Genomic DNA, 17,430 nt, shown 5'->3' on the forward strand with positions numbered 1-17,430 from the left:
GGTGCTCAAGGTACCAACGGCTGCATGGAATCTCATGAGTGCGCGAGGCCTTGTTGGACGGTCCGGATTATGGTTTCGACAAACCCTTCGTAGGTGTGGCGATAAACCAGCTTTTCGGGATGTTTATCGTTCGGTACGGGTCGGTTGAGGATTTGCCGCAGTTCGCCGAGCGTCCGAAAATAGATTACCCCTTCGGCGACCTCTTCAGGTTCGGATTCCGAGGCGTTTCGATAGTCGTATACGAGGGGTATCGCCCCGCTGGCCGCCGCTTCGAGGGTCCGTTGCTGAATAACGTGCTGTGCGGGGACGAAGGCCAACGCGGCGCTGTTGTAGATTTTTGAAATCTCCTCGCCATAGGAGAGCATCCCTTTGTAGAACGGTTTGAATTCAGGGTACGCGTCCCAGCCCCATCCGTAAAGTTCGATCGCATAGGGGGTGTTGCACCGACAGAGCTCCAGTACGAGGTAATCGCGCAAAAGATAGCCGATCAGAAGATGGACAAACTCCGTCGTACTGCCGTGACGCGAGGCGATCATTGCTACTTCCTCATCGGTGATGTTTCCATCCTCCAAAAGACGCTTCAGATCATGTAAAACGGCTTCGTCACGGGGATCTCCGCTGAGCCGATCGCGGTAAGAGGACCCTATGAAAACGATTTTGTTTTCGCGTACGATCTCGGGGCGCGGGTGGTACAGATCGGTGTTGATGCAAAAAGGCTGATAATGCGAGGGAATATGTTTATTGTCCAGCAGCACTTTGATATGTTCGACGAGGTGATAGACATAGTCGCGTTTCCGCAACGAGATCGGTTCGGTTCCAAGGAGGACGGGCATCGGGTCCTGGAACCAGACGAAATTATAGACGTTCTCATGGAGATGGGCATTATTCATATGGTTGATGTTGATGGTAACGTTGGGTTTGAAATCGAGGTAACGCTGCAAATGATGAAGCGCCGAAAGCTGTTCCATCTCGTTTTCTTCGATCGAAAAACATACGTCGTAACCCAGTTTGGCGAGAGTATCGGCAATGTTTTTGGAAACGTGCCGCATTACCGCGGTCTGACGTGAAGCGGAGAGGAAAAAACGCAATCCCCGCCCGAAATCGGGTTTGAGATTCCGCGCTTCGTCGCTCAATTGCTGCTGAAGGACCGCACGGTCGCGATAAACCGCTTCGAGAACCTCTACGATTGCCCGTGCCAGCTGAACTTTGACATCGTCGGAAAACTCTTTTCCCTCGAAATTGAGGTCTTCGGGCAGGCGGTTTCGTGTCGTGAGCAGATAGGTGTAGAGATTTCCGACCGGGACGTTAATGCAGTTCTCGGGAGCATCGGGCAGGACCTCACCGTCGTAATAGCAAACCTGCAAAGCATCGATGTCAGGGTGCGACGTTCGCACCCGCTTACGTTTGAGCGCTTCGTCCAGAGCCTTTCGTGCATCGAAAAAATAGGTGTTTTTAGCGTACCCGTCCATTGTGCTTCCCTGCATCAGTCCCTTGCGTCCGTCGGTTCGGCCAGGGCCGATTCGACGCTTTGGACGATCCGACGGGCGAGATGCTCGTAGCTGTTTTCGTCTACCAGGCGATTGAGCTCTTTGGGTTGGTTTTGTCGGATGATGCGGACGATATCGCCAACGGTTCGAAAATACTCCAGCGCTTCTTCGTAATAAGGAGGAGTATCGTTATATCGGCAGTCGTAGACGATGGGGTGGCATCCGCACGCGGCGGCTTCCAGCGTCCTTTGCTGCAATACGTAGAGGCTGTGGGGAACGAGTGTGTACTCGGCCCGGTTGTAGGCGTCCGCGACCCGGTCATAAGGGAGCGGGCCTTTGCAATACGGTCGGAGCGATTCGTACTGTTCCCACCCCTGGCCGTAGATTTCGACGGGGATTCCGGTTTGTTCGTGAACGTTGTGCAGCCATAGAACCGTGACGTCACGGACGATGAACGGGATGAAAGTATTGTGAAGGTATTGGGTGTCCAGGGCATATTTTTTGGCAAATTTGGCAATTGTTTTCGGAGTGAACGCTTCACCGCGGTCGAGCAATTTGACCGCTTCTTGAACGATGCCGCTGTTCATGACGTTTGCATTGATGAAATGGGCGTAAGAACTTCCGATAAAGACGATTTTCCGCTCGCGGTGAACGGTATCGTCCGTATGGAATAATGATTGGTTGATGCAAAACGACTGCCGGCTGAAAGGGATTCCTTTGGCTTCGAGCAGGGCATCGATCATACCGACGAGGGAATAGACGGTATCGCGCTTGCGGAGGTTCACGGGACTGGGGTCCTTGATGGACGCCATCGGATCCTGAAACCAGATAAAGTTAAAAACTTCATCGTGGAGATGGCCGTTGTTAAGATGGTTGATGTTGAACGTGACGTTGGGCCGGAAGTTCAGGTATTCGACGAGATGGTGAACGCCGTGCAGGTATTCCATCTCGTTCGCTTCGATCGACACGCACACCTGGCATCCCAGTTTCGAGAGGGCATCGGCGATGTTTTTGGAGACGTGCTGCATGACGGCGGTTTCGCGCGACGTGAGAAAAAAGACACGCAACCCTTCGGAAAAATCGGGGCGGAGTGCACGCGTTTCTCTGACCAGCGCATCGTATTGCTTTTTCCGCTCCTGATTAACTGCTTGCATTACCTGCTGCATGCCGCTGATGAGCTGCTGCTTGACGGTGTCGGGAAATTCTTTCCCCCCGAAACTGATCTCTTCGGGGAAGCGGTTGCGCGTCGTCAGAAAATAGTCGTATACCTTTTCCAAAGGAACGCAGATACAGTTTTCGGGGGCATCAGCGATCGGTGCCCCGTCGTAGTAGCAAATCTGAAGAGCGTCGATGTGGGGATTGGACGTTTTGATGCGGTTGCGTTTTTTAGCTTCGTTCAGGGCGGCAGCGGCGTCGAAGAAGTAGATGTTGTTGGAATCAGCGCTCATAGAACGGGCCCCTTTTGAATAAACCAGGAGTAGAGGAGATGGTTGATCACCATGTGGACATCTTCGACGATGCCGTATTCCCCGGGTTCGGTTTTGGCATGCAACACGATGTCGCTGAGAGTGTTGAGCTCTCCGCCGTCAAACCCGCTGAAACCTACGACCGTAGCACCTTTTTCCTTGGCATAGCGAACCGCTTTGATGATGTTGGGGGAGGTCCCGCTGCACGATATGGCAATCAAAACATCGTGGGCACGGAGGACGTTTTTGAGCTGCAGGTAAAAGATGTTGTCGTAGCCGGTGTCGTTGGCAATGGCGCTGCACGAGGCCAGATTGTCGGCTAACGCGACGGCTGTGATGTTCAGTTTCCCGCGCCGTTTAAGTCCGACTCCGAAGTCGTTGACCATATGGGATGCCGTCGCCGCGCTTCCGCCGTTTCCGATGATGTAGACGCGTTGATCCTCTCCGAGGCTTCCGAGAAGGTGTTCGAGTTTTTCGAGTTCGTTTTTGTCCAGTGCCCGTAGAACGCGGTTCAAATGTTCAAGGTACTCATCGATAAACGACGTAAAGTTCATGGGATAGCCTTTGGTAGCGCGAGGGCGAGGCGAAAACCGCCTCTGCGTCGCCCGATATCGGTATGCCGTATATTAGCACAGATTGTCTCCCGCTGTGGGCGAGAGGGGATGAAATCCTCTTTTCACGTTCGAAACGGTTACGAAATCGGTTCAAGCGAAAGGCGTTCCCACGTCCGAAGTTTTGCTTCAGGGAGATAGCGGAGCGCTTCGGGCCGGAGGGTTTCGAGAATATGCCGCTCGATCGCTTCAGGATAGGTCGCCGTGTCGCTGCGGACGTCGTAAGGATAAAACGCGACATCGCTACGGCCCAGTTTTTTGAGGGCGCGCAGATGGCTTTGGCTCATCCGGAAACTGCCGAGGGTGAGGTGCTCGATTTTCTCGGCATCGACGGTTTGAAAAACCGTTTCGATCAGGGCGGGGTAGAGCGTTTCGAATCCGTCGGTGTAGATGACGGGGTCGATGCACAGCCGCACCTTCCAGCCGGCGCGGATCGCTTCATTTGCGGCTTTGAGCCGATGGGAAAGCGACGGGGTGCCGTGTTCGTAACGATCAACGATTTCTTGCGGCGAGAGGGTCCAGGCCAGCGTCACGCGCGGATTGGGAAGGTGATCGTCGATTGCCCTGAAATTGGCACTTTTGGTCCGTATTTCCAGGTGGAGGTTCGGTTGGGCGGATGCAAAATTTAGCCACTGGGACGTTTGGCCGCTGAGCGCTTCGACAGCCAGGGTATCGGTATCGTACGATGTGGCGACCAGGGTCTCTTCGCTTAGATGGGGCAAAAGTTGCTCAAACGCCTCTTCGAGATTGACGAACAAGACCGTATTGGCGCTCGGATAGAGCCCCTGAAGATAACAGTAGTCGCAATCGTAAAGACACCCCATCAGACTCGAAGCGTAGAAAAAGCGGCGGTGGCCGAAGCCGTCGCTGTAACGGCTCCCTTCGTGCAGAAACTTCCCCTCTCGGCGGGCGAGGATCAGTTTTTTGGCGCCGCTTTGGGTCGCAAAGCTTTGCGAAGGACGGTTGAAAACCTCTTTGTAGTGTCCGATCACGATAATGTTCGAACGATCGAATTTCTCGATGATACGGCGCGTCTGAGGGTGGTCGAGAACCGCTTTTTCGATGTAAAGATGCGAAAAGAGCCTAGGCGTGCAAGACGGCGAGGAATGTTTCAAGCAATGCGCTCCTTTCGCGTTTGGACGCGGGGATTTCCACCTGCGGAAATGGGATGGGAGACTCTGGCCGGCGTAGACGGAAATAACGGAGCGCATCGTCGAGCCGTCCCCCCTGCGCCGCGGTAAAAAGCTCCTTCCACTCTTCGATACGCCGTTCTTCGTCGATGGTGAAGAGTCTGGCCGGGACAAGGGTGCCGTACATGGCGGCAGCAAGGGCATCGAGTTCCCCGAGACGCGAACCTACAAGCTCGATGACCCCCTCTTTGGTGACGTTTTCGGGACGGAAGTGGTCTGAAACGATTTTCAAAAACGCCATCCGGTGGAGTTTGAAAAATTTCGATGCCGCGACGAACACGCCCGCGCTTTCCATGTCGACGGGAAAATTCCCGGGGGTGTCTGCGGGGAGATCGACACATTCCAGCGGCGTCTCGGTAAACGTATGCGGATAGAGAATATCGGGATAGTAGCGCCGCGAGCCGTCGATGATCTGATGGGCGAGCAGTGTCTGAGCAATCGGATACGATTCGGGTGCCCCGCACACCCCTACATTGATCAGAATATCGTCATCTGAAGGGATGCGCCATCCCAGTAATGCGCTGGTCGCCATCATCGCATTGCTTTTTCCGGGCTGGGTGACGAGAAGCATCGCATGCTCTCCCCGATATGCGGTGTAGGGAAAGCTTCGGTCGCGCCGGAGACGGTAATGTTCGATGAGGGGTCTGGCTTCGGCGTCGAGTGCGGCGATGAGGTAAATCATACGGATATTATAGCAGCATGTCTTGCAATTACAGGTGCAAACGGCTATAATTCGCCAACTCTTCTAGACCTGTGCAAGGGTGCGTAAAGGCACTGTGTCAGGGTAGGAATACAGCAGCACACCTGTGCGTGCTTTGTGCCGCAGGTATCTGGGAGAGCCTCTTCCTTCTACATCTTTTGGTTTCAGTTATTTTCCGATCCTTTTTTTTCATCGTCGTTACGGTATTGCCCCGCTTTGCATCCGCCCGGAGCGCTTGGAGGATTGTCCCGCAGGTAGCACAGATCTTCATACGCCTGCTTGAGCACTTTGCTTTCCCTCAGCAGCGGGAGCATTTTTTCGTCTTTTTCATTCAGTGAAAGCGACTGGTTGTACAGCAGCGCCTTGACCTCTTTGTCGACGGCATCCATCGCGGCCTCGAGATGGGTGAGTGAAACCATGTGCATCCCTTTTTTTCCGAGAATTATAGCAAGAGCCGACCCAAATGATGTCAGTTATAAAGACCGTTTGCCCGATGCAGCGAATGCTTCGGTGATGTTTAGAAAAACTTATATTGACATTTTTGTTCGAAAAGATGTATCGTATGGGTATGCAAGGAAAAAGGAGGATCGCAAAGATGGATATGAAACGAATGACAATCTCTGTAGTAGCGGTTGCCTGTTTGTCTGTCGTATCCGCGCAGGCGGAAAGCAGTTCAGACACGACTCAGGCTCTCAACAGCGTTTTACAAATGGTAAAAATGCCTCAAAACGCGCCCGACTGGTTGAAAAGGACGACGTTCGACATCGGTGTCGAAGAAAATTACAAGCCGACGTGGAATCTGGAGACTGTTCAGCCGGTGACACAGTTTTACGAGGATGATATGCTCTTTTGGCAGTTTCATACCTCACTGCGCGGTAACGTGGATACCTATAACATCGGGCTTGGTTATCGCAATATTATCCATCCCGAAGTGATGCTTGGGATTAACAGCTTTTACGATTATCAAAATAAAAACAATCATGAACGATGGAGCGTCGGTTTCGAAGCGATCGGGAAGCTCGCGGAATTCCGCGCCAACCGTTACATGGCCATTACGAACAAAAAAGAGGTTTCAACCGGCGTTTTCGAAGAGGTACTGGATGGATGGGATGCCGAACTGGGCGGAACGATCATTCCGGGTGTTCCGCTGAAAGTATTCGCTTCGTATACCGTGTGGGACGCGAAACAAACCGAGGATTTGAAGCAAAAAGCGTTTCGGATGGAGTATTTTTTAAACGACGTCGTGACGCTCGGAATGAAATATACCCATGATAACAACAAGCAAGGTTCAATGGATCAAAATCGCCTGATGGGGGAAATGACGATTTCACTGGGTTCGAAAACACCCGGAAGCAAGAATATGGAACAATCAAGCGATCTGCACGATCGGCTCTTGATCCCAGTCAAACGGGAACATGACCTGATCATCGAGAAATCGGTTAACGCAAACATTAAAATCGGAAGGGGTTCGTGATGAAAAAAGTTTTGTTTAGAGCGGTCGGATTGTTGGTGCTGGGGTTTGGGTTGGCAAACGCCGCTCCGGCTTCGTTGGTCGACGGCGTAGGCGGAGCCAGTATCACCAAGTACAACGTGACGATTACAAAGCTCGAATCGTATAATAGTGAGAAAGGGATGTATGTTACCCTCTCCGAAACTCCGACGACGGTGAATATCGCGAGTGCGACCGCCGGATCGGATATTGCGGCGATGGTTGCCAATGCGACGATTCCTTACGGTACTTACACTCAGACACGGGTGACGATTTCCAATACCTTCACGATCAACGCCTGTATAGACGGGGCACGTTGCACCAGCGGAGCGCGGTTTACGCTTGGTAGCGCATTTCAGAATGCTTTGCTGGCGCTTGCCAACGTTGCCTCCGCGGCGCGGGCTGATACGGCCATCACGATCGATTTCAGCGATGCAAGTTTGAGCGGGGTTTTGGCCGGCGCCAACGCTATCGCGACGACGGGAGGGGTGCAAGTAGTGTATTCCCATCCCACTCCGCTGGTGGTCAATCAGGACACGACGTCGTTTAGCGTAGGAGTCGATTTTGATTTGGGCGGGGGAGTTTTCAAATACGATAATCCGGGTGGTCAGGACGTTATTTACGTCAACTTCCCGACGGTAAATATTACGTTCTGATGCTCATTATCTGCCGCAGTCAAAAAAGGGTCGGCTGAAGCGCTTTTAACTTGAAACTTTTACGGTGGATTCCGCAGTATCCGTGTTGTCGAATCGCTTCGATGTGCGCTGCGCTACCGTATCCTTTATGCCCCTCGAACCCGTATTCGGGATAATGGGAGGAGAGTTCGACCATTTCACGGTCCCGCGAGACTTTCGCCAGGATCGACGCCGCGCTCACTTCCGGGACCGCGGCATCGGCTTTGACCATCGTACGCAGCCCTGCTACCCCGAACGTCGAGTTTCCGTCGTAAAGGTATTCGGCTTCGCCTAATGCCGCCATGATTTCGCGCAGCCCCTGCGCCAGACAGGCCGAAATCCCAAGTTCGTCGATTCGGGTGGCATCGAAACGGGCAATGTGATAGGTCGATGAGGCACAAATCGCCTCAAACAGCGTCTCGCGTTTTTTTTCACTCAGTTTTTTCGAATCCCCCAACCCCTCTATCGGGGCCTTCAAGATGACTCCCGCTATGTACAGAGGACCCGCCAGTGGACCCCTACCCGCTTCGTCGATACCGCAAAAATACATACGTTGCTCCGCTTTTCGTTTTGTGGCATTGTAGGACATTATCGGGTAAAAAAGGGTTAAGGCTTCTCACTCTTCCGCCAGAGTCCATTGCGGGAAGGGGACCATCTCGATCCGGGCGATGGGATGGGAGAGGGTGCTTTCGAGGTTCATCGTCACCGCGATGATTTCCCTGACGCCGTGGGTGATGATGAACCCTTCGAGCGTTTCGACTTTTTTGAACAGGGCGTGCTCGTTCGCAAACGGCAGGGCCAGGACGATCTGGGAGCGTTCGGGGAGATAAAAATCGATCCCCTCGTCGTAATAACATTCGATCTTGTGTTTGAGCAGTTCGAGGTAAATCAGATTTTCAAAAACCCGCCCGAAGTGCTTTTGGAGGTTGAGGGCCTGTTTGATGGCCGTATCGCACAGATAGAGTTTTTTGACGGCGCTTGGATGGTCGTATTTGGAGAGCATCAGCAGATAGCGTTTGTCGATCAGCGACTGGACGTGAAGATAGAGCTTGTCTTTTGAGATTTTACGCTCCCCTTTGAGCCGTTCGTAGAGATTATAGGCCGAAACTTTCTGCGTTACCATTCTAGACGCCTGGGTCAGGATGTCGAGTTCGATGGGCTCCAGCGCACGGGTGAGCGTCTTTTGCAGGTATAAAAGCCGCTCTGAGGGATGGATGCGGTGCATCGCGGGAAATCCACCGAGCTGGAAAAAATGGTTCAGCGCCGTCGAATCGAATTTCGGTTCGAACGCGAGAAACTCCTCGAAATCGAGCAGGTTGAGCTCCAGCATCATGACCGGAACGTCAAGGGGACGCTCTGAAGTGAGGATAAGCTGTGCGACATCGAACACTCTGATCCCTTCACGGTAATTGTCGAGGGCGAGAACTGAAATCTTGTGTTCGCGGCAGAACGGCTCGAGTACCTCGTTGAGTTCTTCGACATCCAATCGGAGATCACGACAGTCGAGATAGAGATAGTGAGATTTCTTCATACCCAGAAGATGATTTTTGAGCAGCGACGTTTTGCCCGACTGGGCGATACCGACGAGAAGGACGCTCTCCTCGCCGATTGAGATTTTGCGTTCGATGAAACCGGAATTGTTGAGGTCGTAGCGGTAATATTCCTCGAGCAGAGTCGTCATGGGAAGCCTTTCGGATCGAAAAAACGGTTGCCGTATTATAACATCTTCCTTTTTAAAAGGAAACGAAATTATAAAGATATCGGTTTTTTACCCCTGAAATCCTTGACCCAAGGGGGGTATGTCGGTATAATTTCGAGCCTTATTATAGTCAGGGGTTGCCTGACGAGTTCTTTATTAAGGAAAACATTATGGAAAAGATTCGTTTGAAACTTAGAGCGTACGATCATCGCGTACTTGATCGTTCTGTTGCCTCTATTGTTGAAGCTGTAAAGCGAACGGGTGCGGAAATTCGCGGCCCAATCCCTTTGCCAACCAAGATTCGTAAGTATACGGTTCTCCGTTCACCGCACGTTAACAAGAGTTCTCGTGAGCAGTTCGAGATCCGCATGCACGCTCGTCTTATCGACATCGTATCGGCTACGCCGGATACCGTTGATTCGCTGATGAAGCTTGACTTGGCTCCGGAAGTGGACGTTGAAGTTCGCTCTATGGACAAGTAAGGAGTAGGTCGTGGAATACATCGTAGAAAAAATCGGCATGAGCCGTACCGTCGGTGCTCAGAGCAAAGTTGTCACTCTTTTGAAAGTAAAAGAGGCGAAAGTTTGCGAAGTGAAAGACGGTAAAGCCCTGGTCGCGTACAGCGAAGGGAAATCATCAAACAAATCGGTTGAAGGTCAGCAGAAGAAGTACAACCTCTCTGCAGAGTTCAACAAATTCGCTACGCTGGCTGTGGCTAACACGGAAGCGGGCGATCTGGATATGGCTCCTTTGGCGGATGCGAAAACCGTCAAAAGCGTATTCAATACTAAAGGTCGCGGTTTCACCGGTGTTATGAAACGCTGGAACTTCGGAGGCGGACCTGCAGCGCACGGTCACCGTTTCCACCGCACCAGCGGTTCGATCGGTAACCGCGAATGGCCTGGTAAAGTCCAGAAAGGGCGCAAAATGTCAGGTCAGTACGGTAACGAGCAAGTAACCGTCAAAAATGAAGTGATGTCGTATGACGCACAAAACGGTGTATTGGTTGTCGTGGGTTCTATCCCGGGCGCTAACGGTGCACTAGGTCGTGTAAAGGTAGTGAAATAATGAGCGCGATTGTACTGAACGAAAAATTCGAAAAAGCCTCTGAACTGGCATTGCCTGAGAGCTTTAGCGGCATCAACCCGCACAATCTCTACTTGTACGTTAAATCGTATCAAGCAAGCCTCCGTGCGGACACTGCGTCTGCCAAAACGCGTGCGGAAGTTCGCGGCGGCGGTAAAAAACCATGGGCCCAGAAAGGCCGTGGCGGTGCGCGTGCCGGTTCACGCCGTTCACCTGTATGGGTTGGCGGTGCGGTCGTACACGGACCGAACACCGGTCGTAACTACGATCAGAAAGTAAACAAAAAGCAAAAGAAACTTGCGTTGAAATTTGCTTTGGATGCATTGGCGAACGAAGGGAAACTGTTCATCGTTGACAGCATCGAAGTTCCAAGCGGGAAAACAAAAGACGCCGTAACGCTGTTCAATAACCTGAACGTTCGTGACGCTCTTCTGGTTAAAAAGATTCTCGACGAGAAAACCTATTTGGCATTCCGTAACCTCTCTAAAACGTACATCGTGGAAGAGAATGAACTCAACGCCTTTTTGGCTGCGACATACCGTTCGGTAGTAATCGAAAAAGCGGTATGGGAAAATCTGACTAAAGAGAGCTAAGATGGCAGATATTACTGATATCAAATCGATCCTGTATACAGAGAAGACTCTTGGTCTTCAAGAAGAGGGCGTAATCGTAGTTCAGACGTCTCCACGTATGACTAAAAACGCTCTTAAAGAGGTGTTCAGAGAGTACTTCGGAATCGTTCCGGCTCGTGTTAACTCTTTGAACCAAAGCGGAAAAGTAAAACGTTTCCGCGGTCTTACCGGTAAACAGAACGACTTTAAAAAGTTCTATGTAAAACTGCCGGAAGGCGCACAAATCGATAGTCTGGCGGTGTAATATGGCGATCAAAACGTATAAACCAACCACCCCGAGCCGTCGTTTCTATACAAACGTCGACAACTCGGACATCACGGCAAAAGCGTCGGTTCGCTCATTGTTGAAAAAACTTCCTGCCGCTGCGGGTCGTAACAACAACGGTCGTATCACGTCACGCCACAAAGAAGCGGGAGCGAAAAAGCTTTACCGTATCATCGATTTCAAGCGTAACAAATTCGGCATCGCCGGTACTGTTGCCGCGATCGAGTACGATCCGTACCGTAACTGCCGCATCGCGCTTGTCAACTACGTCGACGGTGAAAAACGCTACATTCTCCAGCCGAAAGGTTTGAATGTCGGTGACGTCATCATGGCAGCCGAAAGCGGACTGGACATCAAATCGGGCAACGCCATGAAATTGATGAACATTCCCGTCGGTACGACCGTCCACAACGTCGAGCTCAAACCCGGTAAAGGCGGACAGATCGTTCGTTCAGCGGGAACATCGGCCCAGATCATGGGACGTGACGGCAAGTATGTATCTCTTCGTCTTCCATCGGGTGAAATGCGCTACGTTCTGGGTGAATGTATGGCAACCATCGGTATCGTCGGTAACGAAGAATACATCAATATCGTTCTCGGTAAAGCGGGACGTACACGCCACATGGGTATCCGCCCTCAAACGCGTGGTTCTGCGATGAACCCAATCGACCACCCGCACGGTGGTGGTGAAGGTAAAACAAACTCAGGACGTCACCCGGTTACTCCTTGGGGTAAACCGACCAAAGGTGCTAAAACACGTCGTAAAAAATCGAGCGATAGACTTATTATCTCTCGTCGTAAAAAGGGTTAATCAATGGCTAGATCGGTAAAAAAAGGACCGTTTGTCGACGGACACCTTATGAAAAAAGTGATTTCTGCCAAAGAGACGAAAAACACTAAACCTATCAAAACCTGGTCACGCCGCAGCGTGATCCTCCCGGAAATGATCGGTTTGACGTTCAACGTCCACAATGGCCGTCAGTTTGTACCGGTTTTCGTAACGGAAAACCACATCGGTTACAAACTTGGTGAATTCGCACCAACACGTACGTTCAAGGGCCACAAAGGTTCTGTACAGAAGAAAATCGGGAAATAAGGAAGAGATATGGCAAGAGCACTATTAAAATTCGTTCGCGTATCTCCGACTAAATCTCGTTTGATCGCTCGCGAAGTTCAAGGAATGAATGCTGAACAAGCAATGGCTGCGCTGGAGTTTACTCCGAACAAAGCGGCTAAAATCATCGCCAAAGTAATCGCTTCCGCGGTTGCCAACAGCGGACAGGAAGCGGAAGATTGCGTTATCAAATCATGCCGCGTCGATGCAGGCCCGGTTTTGAAACGCTTTATGCAGCGTGCTCGCGGTAGCGCCTCTGGTATCCGCAAACCGACGTCGCACATTTTGGTAGAAGTAGAAGGTAAATAATTATGGGTCAGAAAGTTAATCCTATCGGACTTCGTCTGGGTATCAACCGTAACTGGGAATCTCGCTGGTTCCCGAACTTCAAAACGGCTCCGGTTTCCCTCGGCGAAGACCATAAAATCCGTACATTCTTGAAAAAAGAACTCTACTATGCCGGTGTGAGCAACATCGTCATCGAGCGTACCGCGAAACGCCTTCGCGTTACGATCATCGCGGCACGTCCGGGTATCATCATCGGGAAAAAAGGTTCTGACATCGAAAAGATCAAAGAATCTCTCCAGAACCTGATCGGTAAACCTGTCGCCGTCAACATCAAAGAAGAGAAAAAAGCGCAGGCTTCCGCACAGCTCGTTGCGGAAAACGTCGCTACTCAGCTTGAAAAACGGGTTGCGTTCCGCCGTGCGATGAAAAAAGTTATGCAGAATGCACAACGTTCAGGCGCAAAAGGGATCAAAGTTTCAGTTGCCGGTCGTTTGGGCGGTGCTGAAATCGCACGTACAGAGTGGTATCTTGAAGGTCGCGTACCTCTTCATACTCTCCGTGCAAAAATCGATTACGGTTTCGCAGAAGCCCACACCACATACGGTGTAATCGGTATCAAAGTATGGATCTTCAAAGGTGAGGTTCTCACCAAAGGGATTCAGCCAGAAGCAAAAGAATCTAAAGAAGAGCGTGGCGAAGGTGAACAGCGCCGTCCCCGCAGAAAGGCTAAATAATCATGTTGATGCCTAAACGTACGAAATATCGTAAGCAAATGAAAGGGCGTAACCGCGGTTACGCTACTCGCGGAAACAAACTTGACTTCGGAACCATCGGTTTCAAAGCAACGGAAGCGGGACGTATCAACTCTCGCCAAATTGAAGCGGCTCGTATCGCGGCTACCCGTCACATTAAACGTAACGGTAAAATCTGGATTCGCGTTTTCCCTGCGAAACCTCTTACTGCTAAACCACTCGAAGTGCGGATGGGTAAAGGTAAAGGTGGCGTCGATCAGTGGGTCATGAACATCGAACCGGGTCGTATCATTTTTGAAATGGGCGGCGTTGAAGAGGGCTTGGCGCGTGAAGCGTTGGCACTTGCAATGCAGAAACTCCCATTCAAAACAAAAATTGTTACAGCGGAGATGAGCAATGAAGTATACTGATTTGAACGGTAAAACAGCTGTTGAACTTCAAGGGATGCTCAAAGAGAAAAAAATTGAGCTCTTTACTTTGAAAATCAAGCAAAAAATGATGCAATTGACCAACACGAGCGAACTTCGTGCTGCGAAAAAAGACATTGCACGCATCAACACTGCGCTCAGCGCGGTGAAGTAAGGGCCAAGCTATGACACATAAACGTGAAATTCAAGGTATCGTAGTGAAAAAAGCCGGCGATAAAACAGCGACTATCGTTGTTGAGCGCCGCGTTATGCACCCGCGTTACCACAAAACGGTAAAACGTTTCAAAAAGTACATGATCCACGATGAAAGCAACCAGCTCAACGTTGGTGACGAAGTGATCGCGATCGAGTGCCGTCCGCTCTCTAAAAGCAAATCATTCCGTTTCAAATCTCTTGTTAAAGGGGTAGAAGCATGATCCAGAGTTTTACCCGTCTCGTTGTAGCGGACAACACAGGGGCTAAAGAGCTCATGTGTATCAAGGTTCTTGGCGGTTCAAAACGCCGTTACGCGACTGTCGGCGATGTTATCATCGCGTCGGTCAAAAAAGCGGCACCGACCGGTAAGATCAAAAGAGGTCAGGTCGTAACCGCGGTTGTCGTCCGTACGAAAAAAGAGGTTCACCGTGAAAACGGTTCTCTGATCCGTTTCGACGAAAATGCCGCAGTTATCCTGGATAAAAAACGTGAGCCGGTCGGAACACGTATTTTCGGACCGGTAAGCCGTGAAGTACGTTATGCCGGTTTCATGAAAATCGTTTCTTTGGCTCCGGAGGTTGTATGATGGCAAAATTTAAATTCAAAAAAGGCGACACTGTTGAAGTGATCGCCGGTGACGACAAAGGTACGAAAGCCGAAGTGCTTCAGGTAATGCCTAAGAAAAACAAAGTGATCGTCAAGGGTGTCCGTGTCGCTAAGAAAACGGTTAAACCCAGCGAACAAAATCCACAAGGCGGATTTATCAGCAAAGAGATGCCGATCGATGCATCGAATGTCCGCAAAGTAGAGGCGTAATCATGGCACGTTTGAAAGATAAATATCTGGCTCTTAAGCCTGAGCTTCAAAGCAATCTCGGGATTGCGAACGTAATGCAGGTTCCTGCTCTGGAAAAAGTGGTCATTTCTGTCGGTTGTGGTTTCGCCATGAAAGACAACAAACTGATCCAGAACATCCAGGACACGATCAGCAACATCGCCGGTCAGCGTGCGATGGTCGTCAATGCGCGCAAATCGGTTGCGGGTTTCAAAGTACGTGAAGGGATGCCGGTCGGTGTCAAAGTAACGCTCCGCGGTGCCCAGATGTACGATTTCATGGACAAACTGATCTCTGTATCTCTTCCCCGTGTTAAAGACTTCCGCGGTATCCCGCGCAACGGCTTTGACGGTCGCGGAAACTACAACTTCGGTATTAACGAGCAGTTGATTTTCCCGGAAGTAAATTACGATGATATCATGCAGATCCACGGGATGAACATCACCGTCGTGACAACTGCGACAAACGACAAAGACGCTTTCAAACTTCTTGAAATGCTCGGTATGCCGTTTGCTAAAGGGAGAGAATAATGGCTAAAAAGTCAATGATCGCTAAAGCGAAACGCACACCTAAATTTGCGGTTCGCGCTTACACTCGCTGCCAGATCTGCGGTCGTCCGCACTCTGTAATCAGCGATTTCGGAATTTGTCGCGTTTGCTTCCGTAAAATGGCAAACGAAGGGTTGATCCCAGGCGTTAGAAAGTCAAGCTGGTAATTCCGGCTTGATACTCCTAATGATTAGATAAGGAAAAAAAATGATTAATGATTTGATCGCGGATTCGTTGACTCGTATCCGTAATGCGGCGATGCGTCGTTTGGATTCTACAACATTGGTTCATTCTAAAGTTGTAGAAGCGGTAGTTGCCATTCTGGCAGACAAAGGCTACATCGAGAGCTTCAACGTTGTCGAAGACGGCGTGAAAAAGACGATCAACGTCGTACTCAAATACGATGAAAAAGGTCGCACGGTTATCAATGAAGTAAAACGTGTCTCTAAACCGGGACGCCGTATTTACAAAGGCAAAGACGAGTTGAAACGTTTCAAAAACGGTTACGGTACGATCATCGTCAGCAGTTCAAAAGGGGTACTTCCTAACGATAAAGCGTATGAGCTTGGCGTCGGCGGCGAAGTCCTTTGTACAATTTGGTAAGGAGATAAGATGTCACGTATTGGTAAAAATCCTATTTCTATCCCAAATGATGTCAAAGTAAGTATCGACGGTACTGTTATCACTTTTGCAAAAGGGAACGTTACGCAAGTTCTTGATACTCGCGGTAACTGCGGTGTCGCACTTGAAGACAATGCGCTCTCTTTCAGCACCAACTCCGACCATCGTCAGGATCGTGCGTACTGGGGAACCTACCGCGCGCTTGCTGCGAACATCGTTACCGGTTTGACTGCCGGCTTCGAGAAAAAACTCGAGATCAACGGTGTCGGTTACCGTGCTGCGGTAAACGGAAGCGTCCTGAACCTGCAACTGGGCTTCAGCCACGATATCAACTACGAAATTCCTGCGGGCATCACGATCGCAGTGGATAAAAACGTTATCAGCATCAAAGGTGCCGATAAACAGCAAGTAGGTCAGATCGCTGCTGAGATCCGTTCATTCCGTCCGCCTGAGCCTTACAAAGGTAAAGGTGTTAAATATGCTGATGAGACTATCCTGCGTAAAGCCGGTAAGACATCTAAGAAATAAGGGGCGATGAAATGACAGGTAAAATACTTAAAATCAAAGCGGCAAAACGCGTACAGCGCAAACGCCGCATCCGCTCTAAAATCGCAGGATGCGCGACACTTCCACGTGTTTCCGTATTCCGCTCAAACCGCTACATCAGCGCGCAAGCGATCAATGATGAGCAGGGTGTAACGCTGGCTAGCGTACATTCAAAAACTTTGGGTCTTCGTGCAAACAAAGAAGGGGCTGAAAAAGCGGCCGCAGCGTTTGCTAAAACCCTCAAAGACGCCGGAATCAACGAGATTACGTTCGATCGTAACGGTTTCTTGTACCACGGTGTGGTTAAAGCGTTTGCCGAATCGCTTCGCGCAAACGAAATCAAGTTTTAAGGGCTGATGATGCAAGCGATTAACAGAGAAGAATTTGAAGAATCGATCGTAAACATCGGTCGTGTAACAAAAGTTGTAAAAGGTGGACGTCGTTTCCGTTTTACCGCTCTTGTTGTTGTCGGTAACAAAAAAGGTACCGTCGGCTACGGAGTCGGTAAAGCCAAAGAGGTTCCCGATGCGATCCGTAAAGCGGTAGACGAAGCGTTCAAAAATCTGACGGAAGTCAAGATCAAAGGGACGACTATCGCTCACGATATCGAAGTAAAATACAATGCAAGCCGCATTTTGCTCAAACCGGCATCTGAAGGTACTGGGGTCATCGCCGGTGGCGCGACCCGTCCGGTACTCGAGCTTGCAGGGATCCAGGACATTCTTACGAAGTCTTTGGGCTCCAACAATCCAAACACCGTGGTACGCGCAACGATTGATGCGCTTTCACGTATCAAAGGGTAAGT

29 protein-coding genes and 1 other RNA gene are annotated in these 17,430 nt (G+C 50.6%); 22 read left to right on the plus strand and 8 right to left on the minus strand.

Annotated elements, in window-relative coordinates; translation table 11 throughout:
• Positions 1-32 precede the first annotated feature (32 nt).
• From E0765_RS08735 to E0765_RS08755, 5 genes are all read right to left on the minus strand, one after another.
• On the minus strand, positions 33-1,484 hold the full coding sequence (locus tag E0765_RS08735) for a hypothetical protein (protein ID WP_132812842.1): 1,452 nt from the start codon (positions 1,482-1,484) through the stop codon (positions 33-35).
• Positions 1,484-2,935 (minus strand): glycosyltransferase, encoded by a 1,452-nt coding sequence (locus E0765_RS08740; RefSeq protein WP_132812843.1) that lies wholly within the window; start codon positions 2,933-2,935, stop codon positions 1,484-1,486. The genes E0765_RS08735 and E0765_RS08740 overlap by 1 nt, the downstream gene beginning before the upstream one ends.
• On the minus strand, positions 2,932-3,507 hold the full coding sequence (locus E0765_RS08745; RefSeq protein ID WP_132812844.1) for an SIS domain-containing protein: 576 nt from the start codon (positions 3,505-3,507) through the stop codon (positions 2,932-2,934). Before E0765_RS08745 ends, E0765_RS08740 begins: the two co-directional genes overlap by 4 nt.
• A 137-nt stretch (positions 3,508-3,644) precedes the next feature.
• Entirely contained in the window at positions 3,645-4,679 is a 1,035-nt protein-coding gene (locus E0765_RS08750; protein ID WP_132812845.1) for a spore photoproduct lyase family protein, read from the minus strand.
• On the minus strand, positions 4,648-5,436 hold the full coding sequence (locus tag E0765_RS08755) for a hypothetical protein (protein WP_132812846.1): 789 nt from the start codon (positions 5,434-5,436) through the stop codon (positions 4,648-4,650). Before E0765_RS08755 ends, E0765_RS08750 begins: the two co-directional genes overlap by 32 nt.
• Positions 5,437-5,496: 60 nt before the next feature.
• On the opposite strand from E0765_RS08755, the gene ffs reads away from it, so the two are divergent.
• Positions 5,497-5,594, plus strand: an RNA gene (ffs, locus tag E0765_RS08760) — signal recognition particle sRNA small type.
• A gap of 24 nt (positions 5,595-5,618) precedes the next feature.
• Here ffs and E0765_RS08765 read toward each other — a convergent pair.
• Positions 5,619-5,873 (minus strand): hypothetical protein, encoded by a 255-nt coding sequence (locus E0765_RS08765; protein WP_188109935.1) that lies wholly within the window; start codon positions 5,871-5,873, stop codon positions 5,619-5,621.
• 182 nt (positions 5,874-6,055) lie between these two features.
• Here E0765_RS08765 and E0765_RS08770 point away from each other — a divergent pair, with 182 nt between their 5' ends.
• A complete protein-coding gene (locus E0765_RS08770; protein ID WP_165921732.1) occupies positions 6,056-6,928 on the plus strand; it encodes an inverse autotransporter beta domain-containing protein in 873 nt (290 codons plus the stop codon).
• On the plus strand, positions 6,928-7,599 hold the full coding sequence (locus E0765_RS08775) for a DUF4382 domain-containing protein (protein WP_132812848.1): 672 nt from the start codon (positions 6,928-6,930) through the stop codon (positions 7,597-7,599). The genes E0765_RS08770 and E0765_RS08775 overlap by 1 nt, the downstream gene beginning before the upstream one ends.
• Before the next feature lie 19 nt (positions 7,600-7,618).
• On the opposite strand, the gene E0765_RS08780 is transcribed toward E0765_RS08775, so the two are convergent.
• Positions 7,619-8,167: a ribonuclease HII gene (locus E0765_RS08780; protein ID WP_132812849.1), complete on the minus strand. Its 549-nt coding sequence runs from the start codon at positions 8,165-8,167 to the stop codon at positions 7,619-7,621.
• A 66-nt stretch (positions 8,168-8,233) separates the two neighbouring features.
• Positions 8,234-9,298 carry an ATP-binding protein gene (locus E0765_RS08785; protein ID WP_132812850.1) on the minus strand — a complete coding sequence of 355 codons (1,065 nt, stop codon included), beginning with the start codon at positions 9,296-9,298 and terminating at the stop codon, positions 8,234-8,236.
• A 188-nt stretch (positions 9,299-9,486) separates the two neighbouring features.
• On the opposite strand from E0765_RS08785, the gene rpsJ reads away from it, so the two are divergent.
• Genes rpsJ through rpsE form a run of 19 tightly spaced genes read left to right on the plus strand, consistent with a single transcriptional unit; the run spans position 9,487 to position 17,428 of the window.
• On the plus strand, positions 9,487-9,798 hold the full coding sequence (gene rpsJ, locus E0765_RS08790) for a 30S ribosomal protein S10 (protein ID WP_132812851.1): 312 nt from the start codon (positions 9,487-9,489) through the stop codon (positions 9,796-9,798).
• A gap of 10 nt (positions 9,799-9,808) precedes the next feature.
• Entirely contained in the window at positions 9,809-10,384 is a 576-nt protein-coding gene (gene rplC, locus E0765_RS08795) for a 50S ribosomal protein L3 (RefSeq protein ID WP_132812852.1), read from the plus strand.
• Positions 10,384-10,995: a 50S ribosomal protein L4 gene (rplD, locus tag E0765_RS08800; protein WP_132812853.1), complete on the plus strand. Its 612-nt coding sequence runs from the start codon at positions 10,384-10,386 to the stop codon at positions 10,993-10,995. The genes rplC and rplD overlap by 1 nt, the downstream gene beginning before the upstream one ends.
• Before the next feature lies 1 nt (position 10,996).
• Positions 10,997-11,278 carry a 50S ribosomal protein L23 gene (locus E0765_RS08805; protein WP_132812854.1) on the plus strand — a complete coding sequence of 94 codons (282 nt, stop codon included), beginning with the start codon at positions 10,997-10,999 and terminating at the stop codon, positions 11,276-11,278.
• 1 nt (position 11,279) lies between these two features.
• The gene (gene rplB / locus E0765_RS08810) at positions 11,280-12,110 is read left to right on the plus strand and encodes a 50S ribosomal protein L2 (RefSeq protein WP_132812855.1); all 831 of its coding nucleotides are present in this window, start codon (positions 11,280-11,282) and stop codon (positions 12,108-12,110) included.
• Between the two features lie 3 nt (positions 12,111-12,113).
• On the plus strand, positions 12,114-12,395 hold the full coding sequence (gene rpsS, locus E0765_RS08815) for a 30S ribosomal protein S19 (protein WP_132812856.1): 282 nt from the start codon (positions 12,114-12,116) through the stop codon (positions 12,393-12,395).
• Between the two features lie 9 nt (positions 12,396-12,404).
• Positions 12,405-12,722, plus strand: coding sequence for a 50S ribosomal protein L22 (rplV, locus tag E0765_RS08820; protein WP_132812857.1), 318 nt, complete (start codon positions 12,405-12,407; stop codon positions 12,720-12,722).
• 2 nt (positions 12,723-12,724) lie between these two features.
• Complete coding sequence (gene rpsC, locus E0765_RS08825; RefSeq protein ID WP_132812858.1) at positions 12,725-13,435, plus strand: 30S ribosomal protein S3; 711 nt, start codon at positions 12,725-12,727, stop codon at positions 13,433-13,435.
• 2 nt (positions 13,436-13,437) lie between these two features.
• On the plus strand, positions 13,438-13,863 hold the full coding sequence (gene rplP, locus E0765_RS08830) for a 50S ribosomal protein L16 (RefSeq protein ID WP_132812859.1): 426 nt from the start codon (positions 13,438-13,440) through the stop codon (positions 13,861-13,863).
• Positions 13,850-14,035, plus strand: coding sequence for a 50S ribosomal protein L29 (gene rpmC / locus E0765_RS08835; protein WP_132812860.1), 186 nt, complete (start codon positions 13,850-13,852; stop codon positions 14,033-14,035). The genes rplP and rpmC overlap by 14 nt, the downstream gene beginning before the upstream one ends.
• Positions 14,036-14,045: 10 nt before the next feature.
• Entirely contained in the window at positions 14,046-14,297 is a 252-nt protein-coding gene (gene rpsQ, locus E0765_RS08840) for a 30S ribosomal protein S17 (RefSeq protein ID WP_132812861.1), read from the plus strand.
• Positions 14,294-14,662, plus strand: coding sequence for a 50S ribosomal protein L14 (rplN, locus tag E0765_RS08845; RefSeq protein WP_132812862.1), 369 nt, complete (start codon positions 14,294-14,296; stop codon positions 14,660-14,662). The genes rpsQ and rplN overlap by 4 nt, the downstream gene beginning before the upstream one ends.
• Positions 14,662-14,892 carry a 50S ribosomal protein L24 gene (gene rplX, locus E0765_RS08850; protein WP_132812863.1) on the plus strand — a complete coding sequence of 77 codons (231 nt, stop codon included), beginning with the start codon at positions 14,662-14,664 and terminating at the stop codon, positions 14,890-14,892. The genes rplN and rplX overlap by 1 nt, the downstream gene beginning before the upstream one ends.
• Positions 14,893-14,894: 2 nt before the next feature.
• Entirely contained in the window at positions 14,895-15,440 is a 546-nt protein-coding gene (rplE, locus tag E0765_RS08855) for a 50S ribosomal protein L5 (protein ID WP_132812864.1), read from the plus strand.
• Positions 15,440-15,625, plus strand: coding sequence for a type Z 30S ribosomal protein S14 (locus E0765_RS08860; protein WP_132812865.1), 186 nt, complete (start codon positions 15,440-15,442; stop codon positions 15,623-15,625). The genes rplE and E0765_RS08860 overlap by 1 nt, the downstream gene beginning before the upstream one ends.
• Positions 15,626-15,665: 40 nt before the next feature.
• The gene (gene rpsH / locus E0765_RS08865) at positions 15,666-16,061 is read left to right on the plus strand and encodes a 30S ribosomal protein S8 (protein ID WP_132812866.1); all 396 of its coding nucleotides are present in this window, start codon (positions 15,666-15,668) and stop codon (positions 16,059-16,061) included.
• 9 nt (positions 16,062-16,070) lie between these two features.
• Complete coding sequence (gene rplF, locus E0765_RS08870; RefSeq protein WP_132812867.1) at positions 16,071-16,607, plus strand: 50S ribosomal protein L6; 537 nt, start codon at positions 16,071-16,073, stop codon at positions 16,605-16,607.
• An 11-nt stretch (positions 16,608-16,618) separates the two neighbouring features.
• The gene (gene rplR, locus E0765_RS08875; RefSeq protein ID WP_132812868.1) at positions 16,619-16,975 is read left to right on the plus strand and encodes a 50S ribosomal protein L18; all 357 of its coding nucleotides are present in this window, start codon (positions 16,619-16,621) and stop codon (positions 16,973-16,975) included.
• Between the two features lie 9 nt (positions 16,976-16,984).
• Entirely contained in the window at positions 16,985-17,428 is a 444-nt protein-coding gene (gene rpsE, locus E0765_RS08880; protein WP_132812869.1) for a 30S ribosomal protein S5, read from the plus strand.
• Positions 17,429-17,430 lie beyond the last annotated feature (2 nt).

The sequence above is a fragment of the Sulfuricurvum sp. IAE1 genome (assembly GCF_004347735.1).
In the GTDB taxonomy this organism is placed as follows: Bacteria; Campylobacterota; Campylobacteria; order Campylobacterales; family Sulfurimonadaceae; genus Sulfuricurvum.

Excerpts from the sequence above, each read along its gene's own strand:
- E0765_RS08735 (WP_132812842.1), bottom strand. The coding sequence starts at position 1,484 with ATGCAGGGAAGCACAATGGACGGGTACGCTAAAAACACCTATTTTTTC.
- E0765_RS08740 (WP_132812843.1), bottom strand. The coding sequence starts at position 2,935 with ATGAGCGCTGATTCCAACAACATCTACTTCTTCGACGCCGCTGCCGCC.
- E0765_RS08745 (WP_132812844.1), bottom strand. The coding sequence starts at position 3,507 with ATGAACTTTACGTCGTTTATCGATGAGTACCTTGAACATTTGAACCGC.
- E0765_RS08755 (WP_132812846.1), bottom strand. The coding sequence starts at position 5,436 with ATGATTTACCTCATCGCCGCACTCGACGCCGAAGCCAGACCCCTCATC.
- E0765_RS08765 (WP_188109935.1), bottom strand. The coding sequence starts at position 5,873 with ATGGTTTCACTCACCCATCTCGAGGCCGCGATGGATGCCGTCGACAAA.
- E0765_RS08770 (WP_165921732.1), top strand. The coding sequence starts at position 6,056 with ATGAAACGAATGACAATCTCTGTAGTAGCGGTTGCCTGTTTGTCTGTC.
- E0765_RS08775 (WP_132812848.1), top strand. The coding sequence starts at position 6,928 with ATGAAAAAAGTTTTGTTTAGAGCGGTCGGATTGTTGGTGCTGGGGTTT.
- E0765_RS08780 (WP_132812849.1), bottom strand. The coding sequence starts at position 8,167 with ATGTATTTTTGCGGTATCGACGAAGCGGGTAGGGGTCCACTGGCGGGT.
- E0765_RS08785 (WP_132812850.1), bottom strand. The coding sequence starts at position 9,298 with ATGACGACTCTGCTCGAGGAATATTACCGCTACGACCTCAACAATTCC.
- rpsJ (WP_132812851.1), top strand. The coding sequence starts at position 9,487 with ATGGAAAAGATTCGTTTGAAACTTAGAGCGTACGATCATCGCGTACTT.
- rplD (WP_132812853.1), top strand. The coding sequence starts at position 10,384 with ATGAGCGCGATTGTACTGAACGAAAAATTCGAAAAAGCCTCTGAACTG.
- E0765_RS08805 (WP_132812854.1), top strand. The coding sequence starts at position 10,997 with ATGGCAGATATTACTGATATCAAATCGATCCTGTATACAGAGAAGACT.
- rplB (WP_132812855.1), top strand. The coding sequence starts at position 11,280 with ATGGCGATCAAAACGTATAAACCAACCACCCCGAGCCGTCGTTTCTAT.
- rpsS (WP_132812856.1), top strand. The coding sequence starts at position 12,114 with ATGGCTAGATCGGTAAAAAAAGGACCGTTTGTCGACGGACACCTTATG.
- rplV (WP_132812857.1), top strand. The coding sequence starts at position 12,405 with ATGGCAAGAGCACTATTAAAATTCGTTCGCGTATCTCCGACTAAATCT.
- rpsC (WP_132812858.1), top strand. The coding sequence starts at position 12,725 with ATGGGTCAGAAAGTTAATCCTATCGGACTTCGTCTGGGTATCAACCGT.
- rplP (WP_132812859.1), top strand. The coding sequence starts at position 13,438 with ATGTTGATGCCTAAACGTACGAAATATCGTAAGCAAATGAAAGGGCGT.
- rpmC (WP_132812860.1), top strand. The coding sequence starts at position 13,850 with ATGAAGTATACTGATTTGAACGGTAAAACAGCTGTTGAACTTCAAGGG.
- rpsQ (WP_132812861.1), top strand. The coding sequence starts at position 14,046 with ATGACACATAAACGTGAAATTCAAGGTATCGTAGTGAAAAAAGCCGGC.
- rplN (WP_132812862.1), top strand. The coding sequence starts at position 14,294 with ATGATCCAGAGTTTTACCCGTCTCGTTGTAGCGGACAACACAGGGGCT.
- rplX (WP_132812863.1), top strand. The coding sequence starts at position 14,662 with ATGGCAAAATTTAAATTCAAAAAAGGCGACACTGTTGAAGTGATCGCC.
- rplE (WP_132812864.1), top strand. The coding sequence starts at position 14,895 with ATGGCACGTTTGAAAGATAAATATCTGGCTCTTAAGCCTGAGCTTCAA.
- E0765_RS08860 (WP_132812865.1), top strand. The coding sequence starts at position 15,440 with ATGGCTAAAAAGTCAATGATCGCTAAAGCGAAACGCACACCTAAATTT.
- rpsH (WP_132812866.1), top strand. The coding sequence starts at position 15,666 with ATGATTAATGATTTGATCGCGGATTCGTTGACTCGTATCCGTAATGCG.
- rplF (WP_132812867.1), top strand. The coding sequence starts at position 16,071 with ATGTCACGTATTGGTAAAAATCCTATTTCTATCCCAAATGATGTCAAA.
- rplR (WP_132812868.1), top strand. The coding sequence starts at position 16,619 with ATGACAGGTAAAATACTTAAAATCAAAGCGGCAAAACGCGTACAGCGC.
- rpsE (WP_132812869.1), top strand. The coding sequence starts at position 16,985 with ATGCAAGCGATTAACAGAGAAGAATTTGAAGAATCGATCGTAAACATC.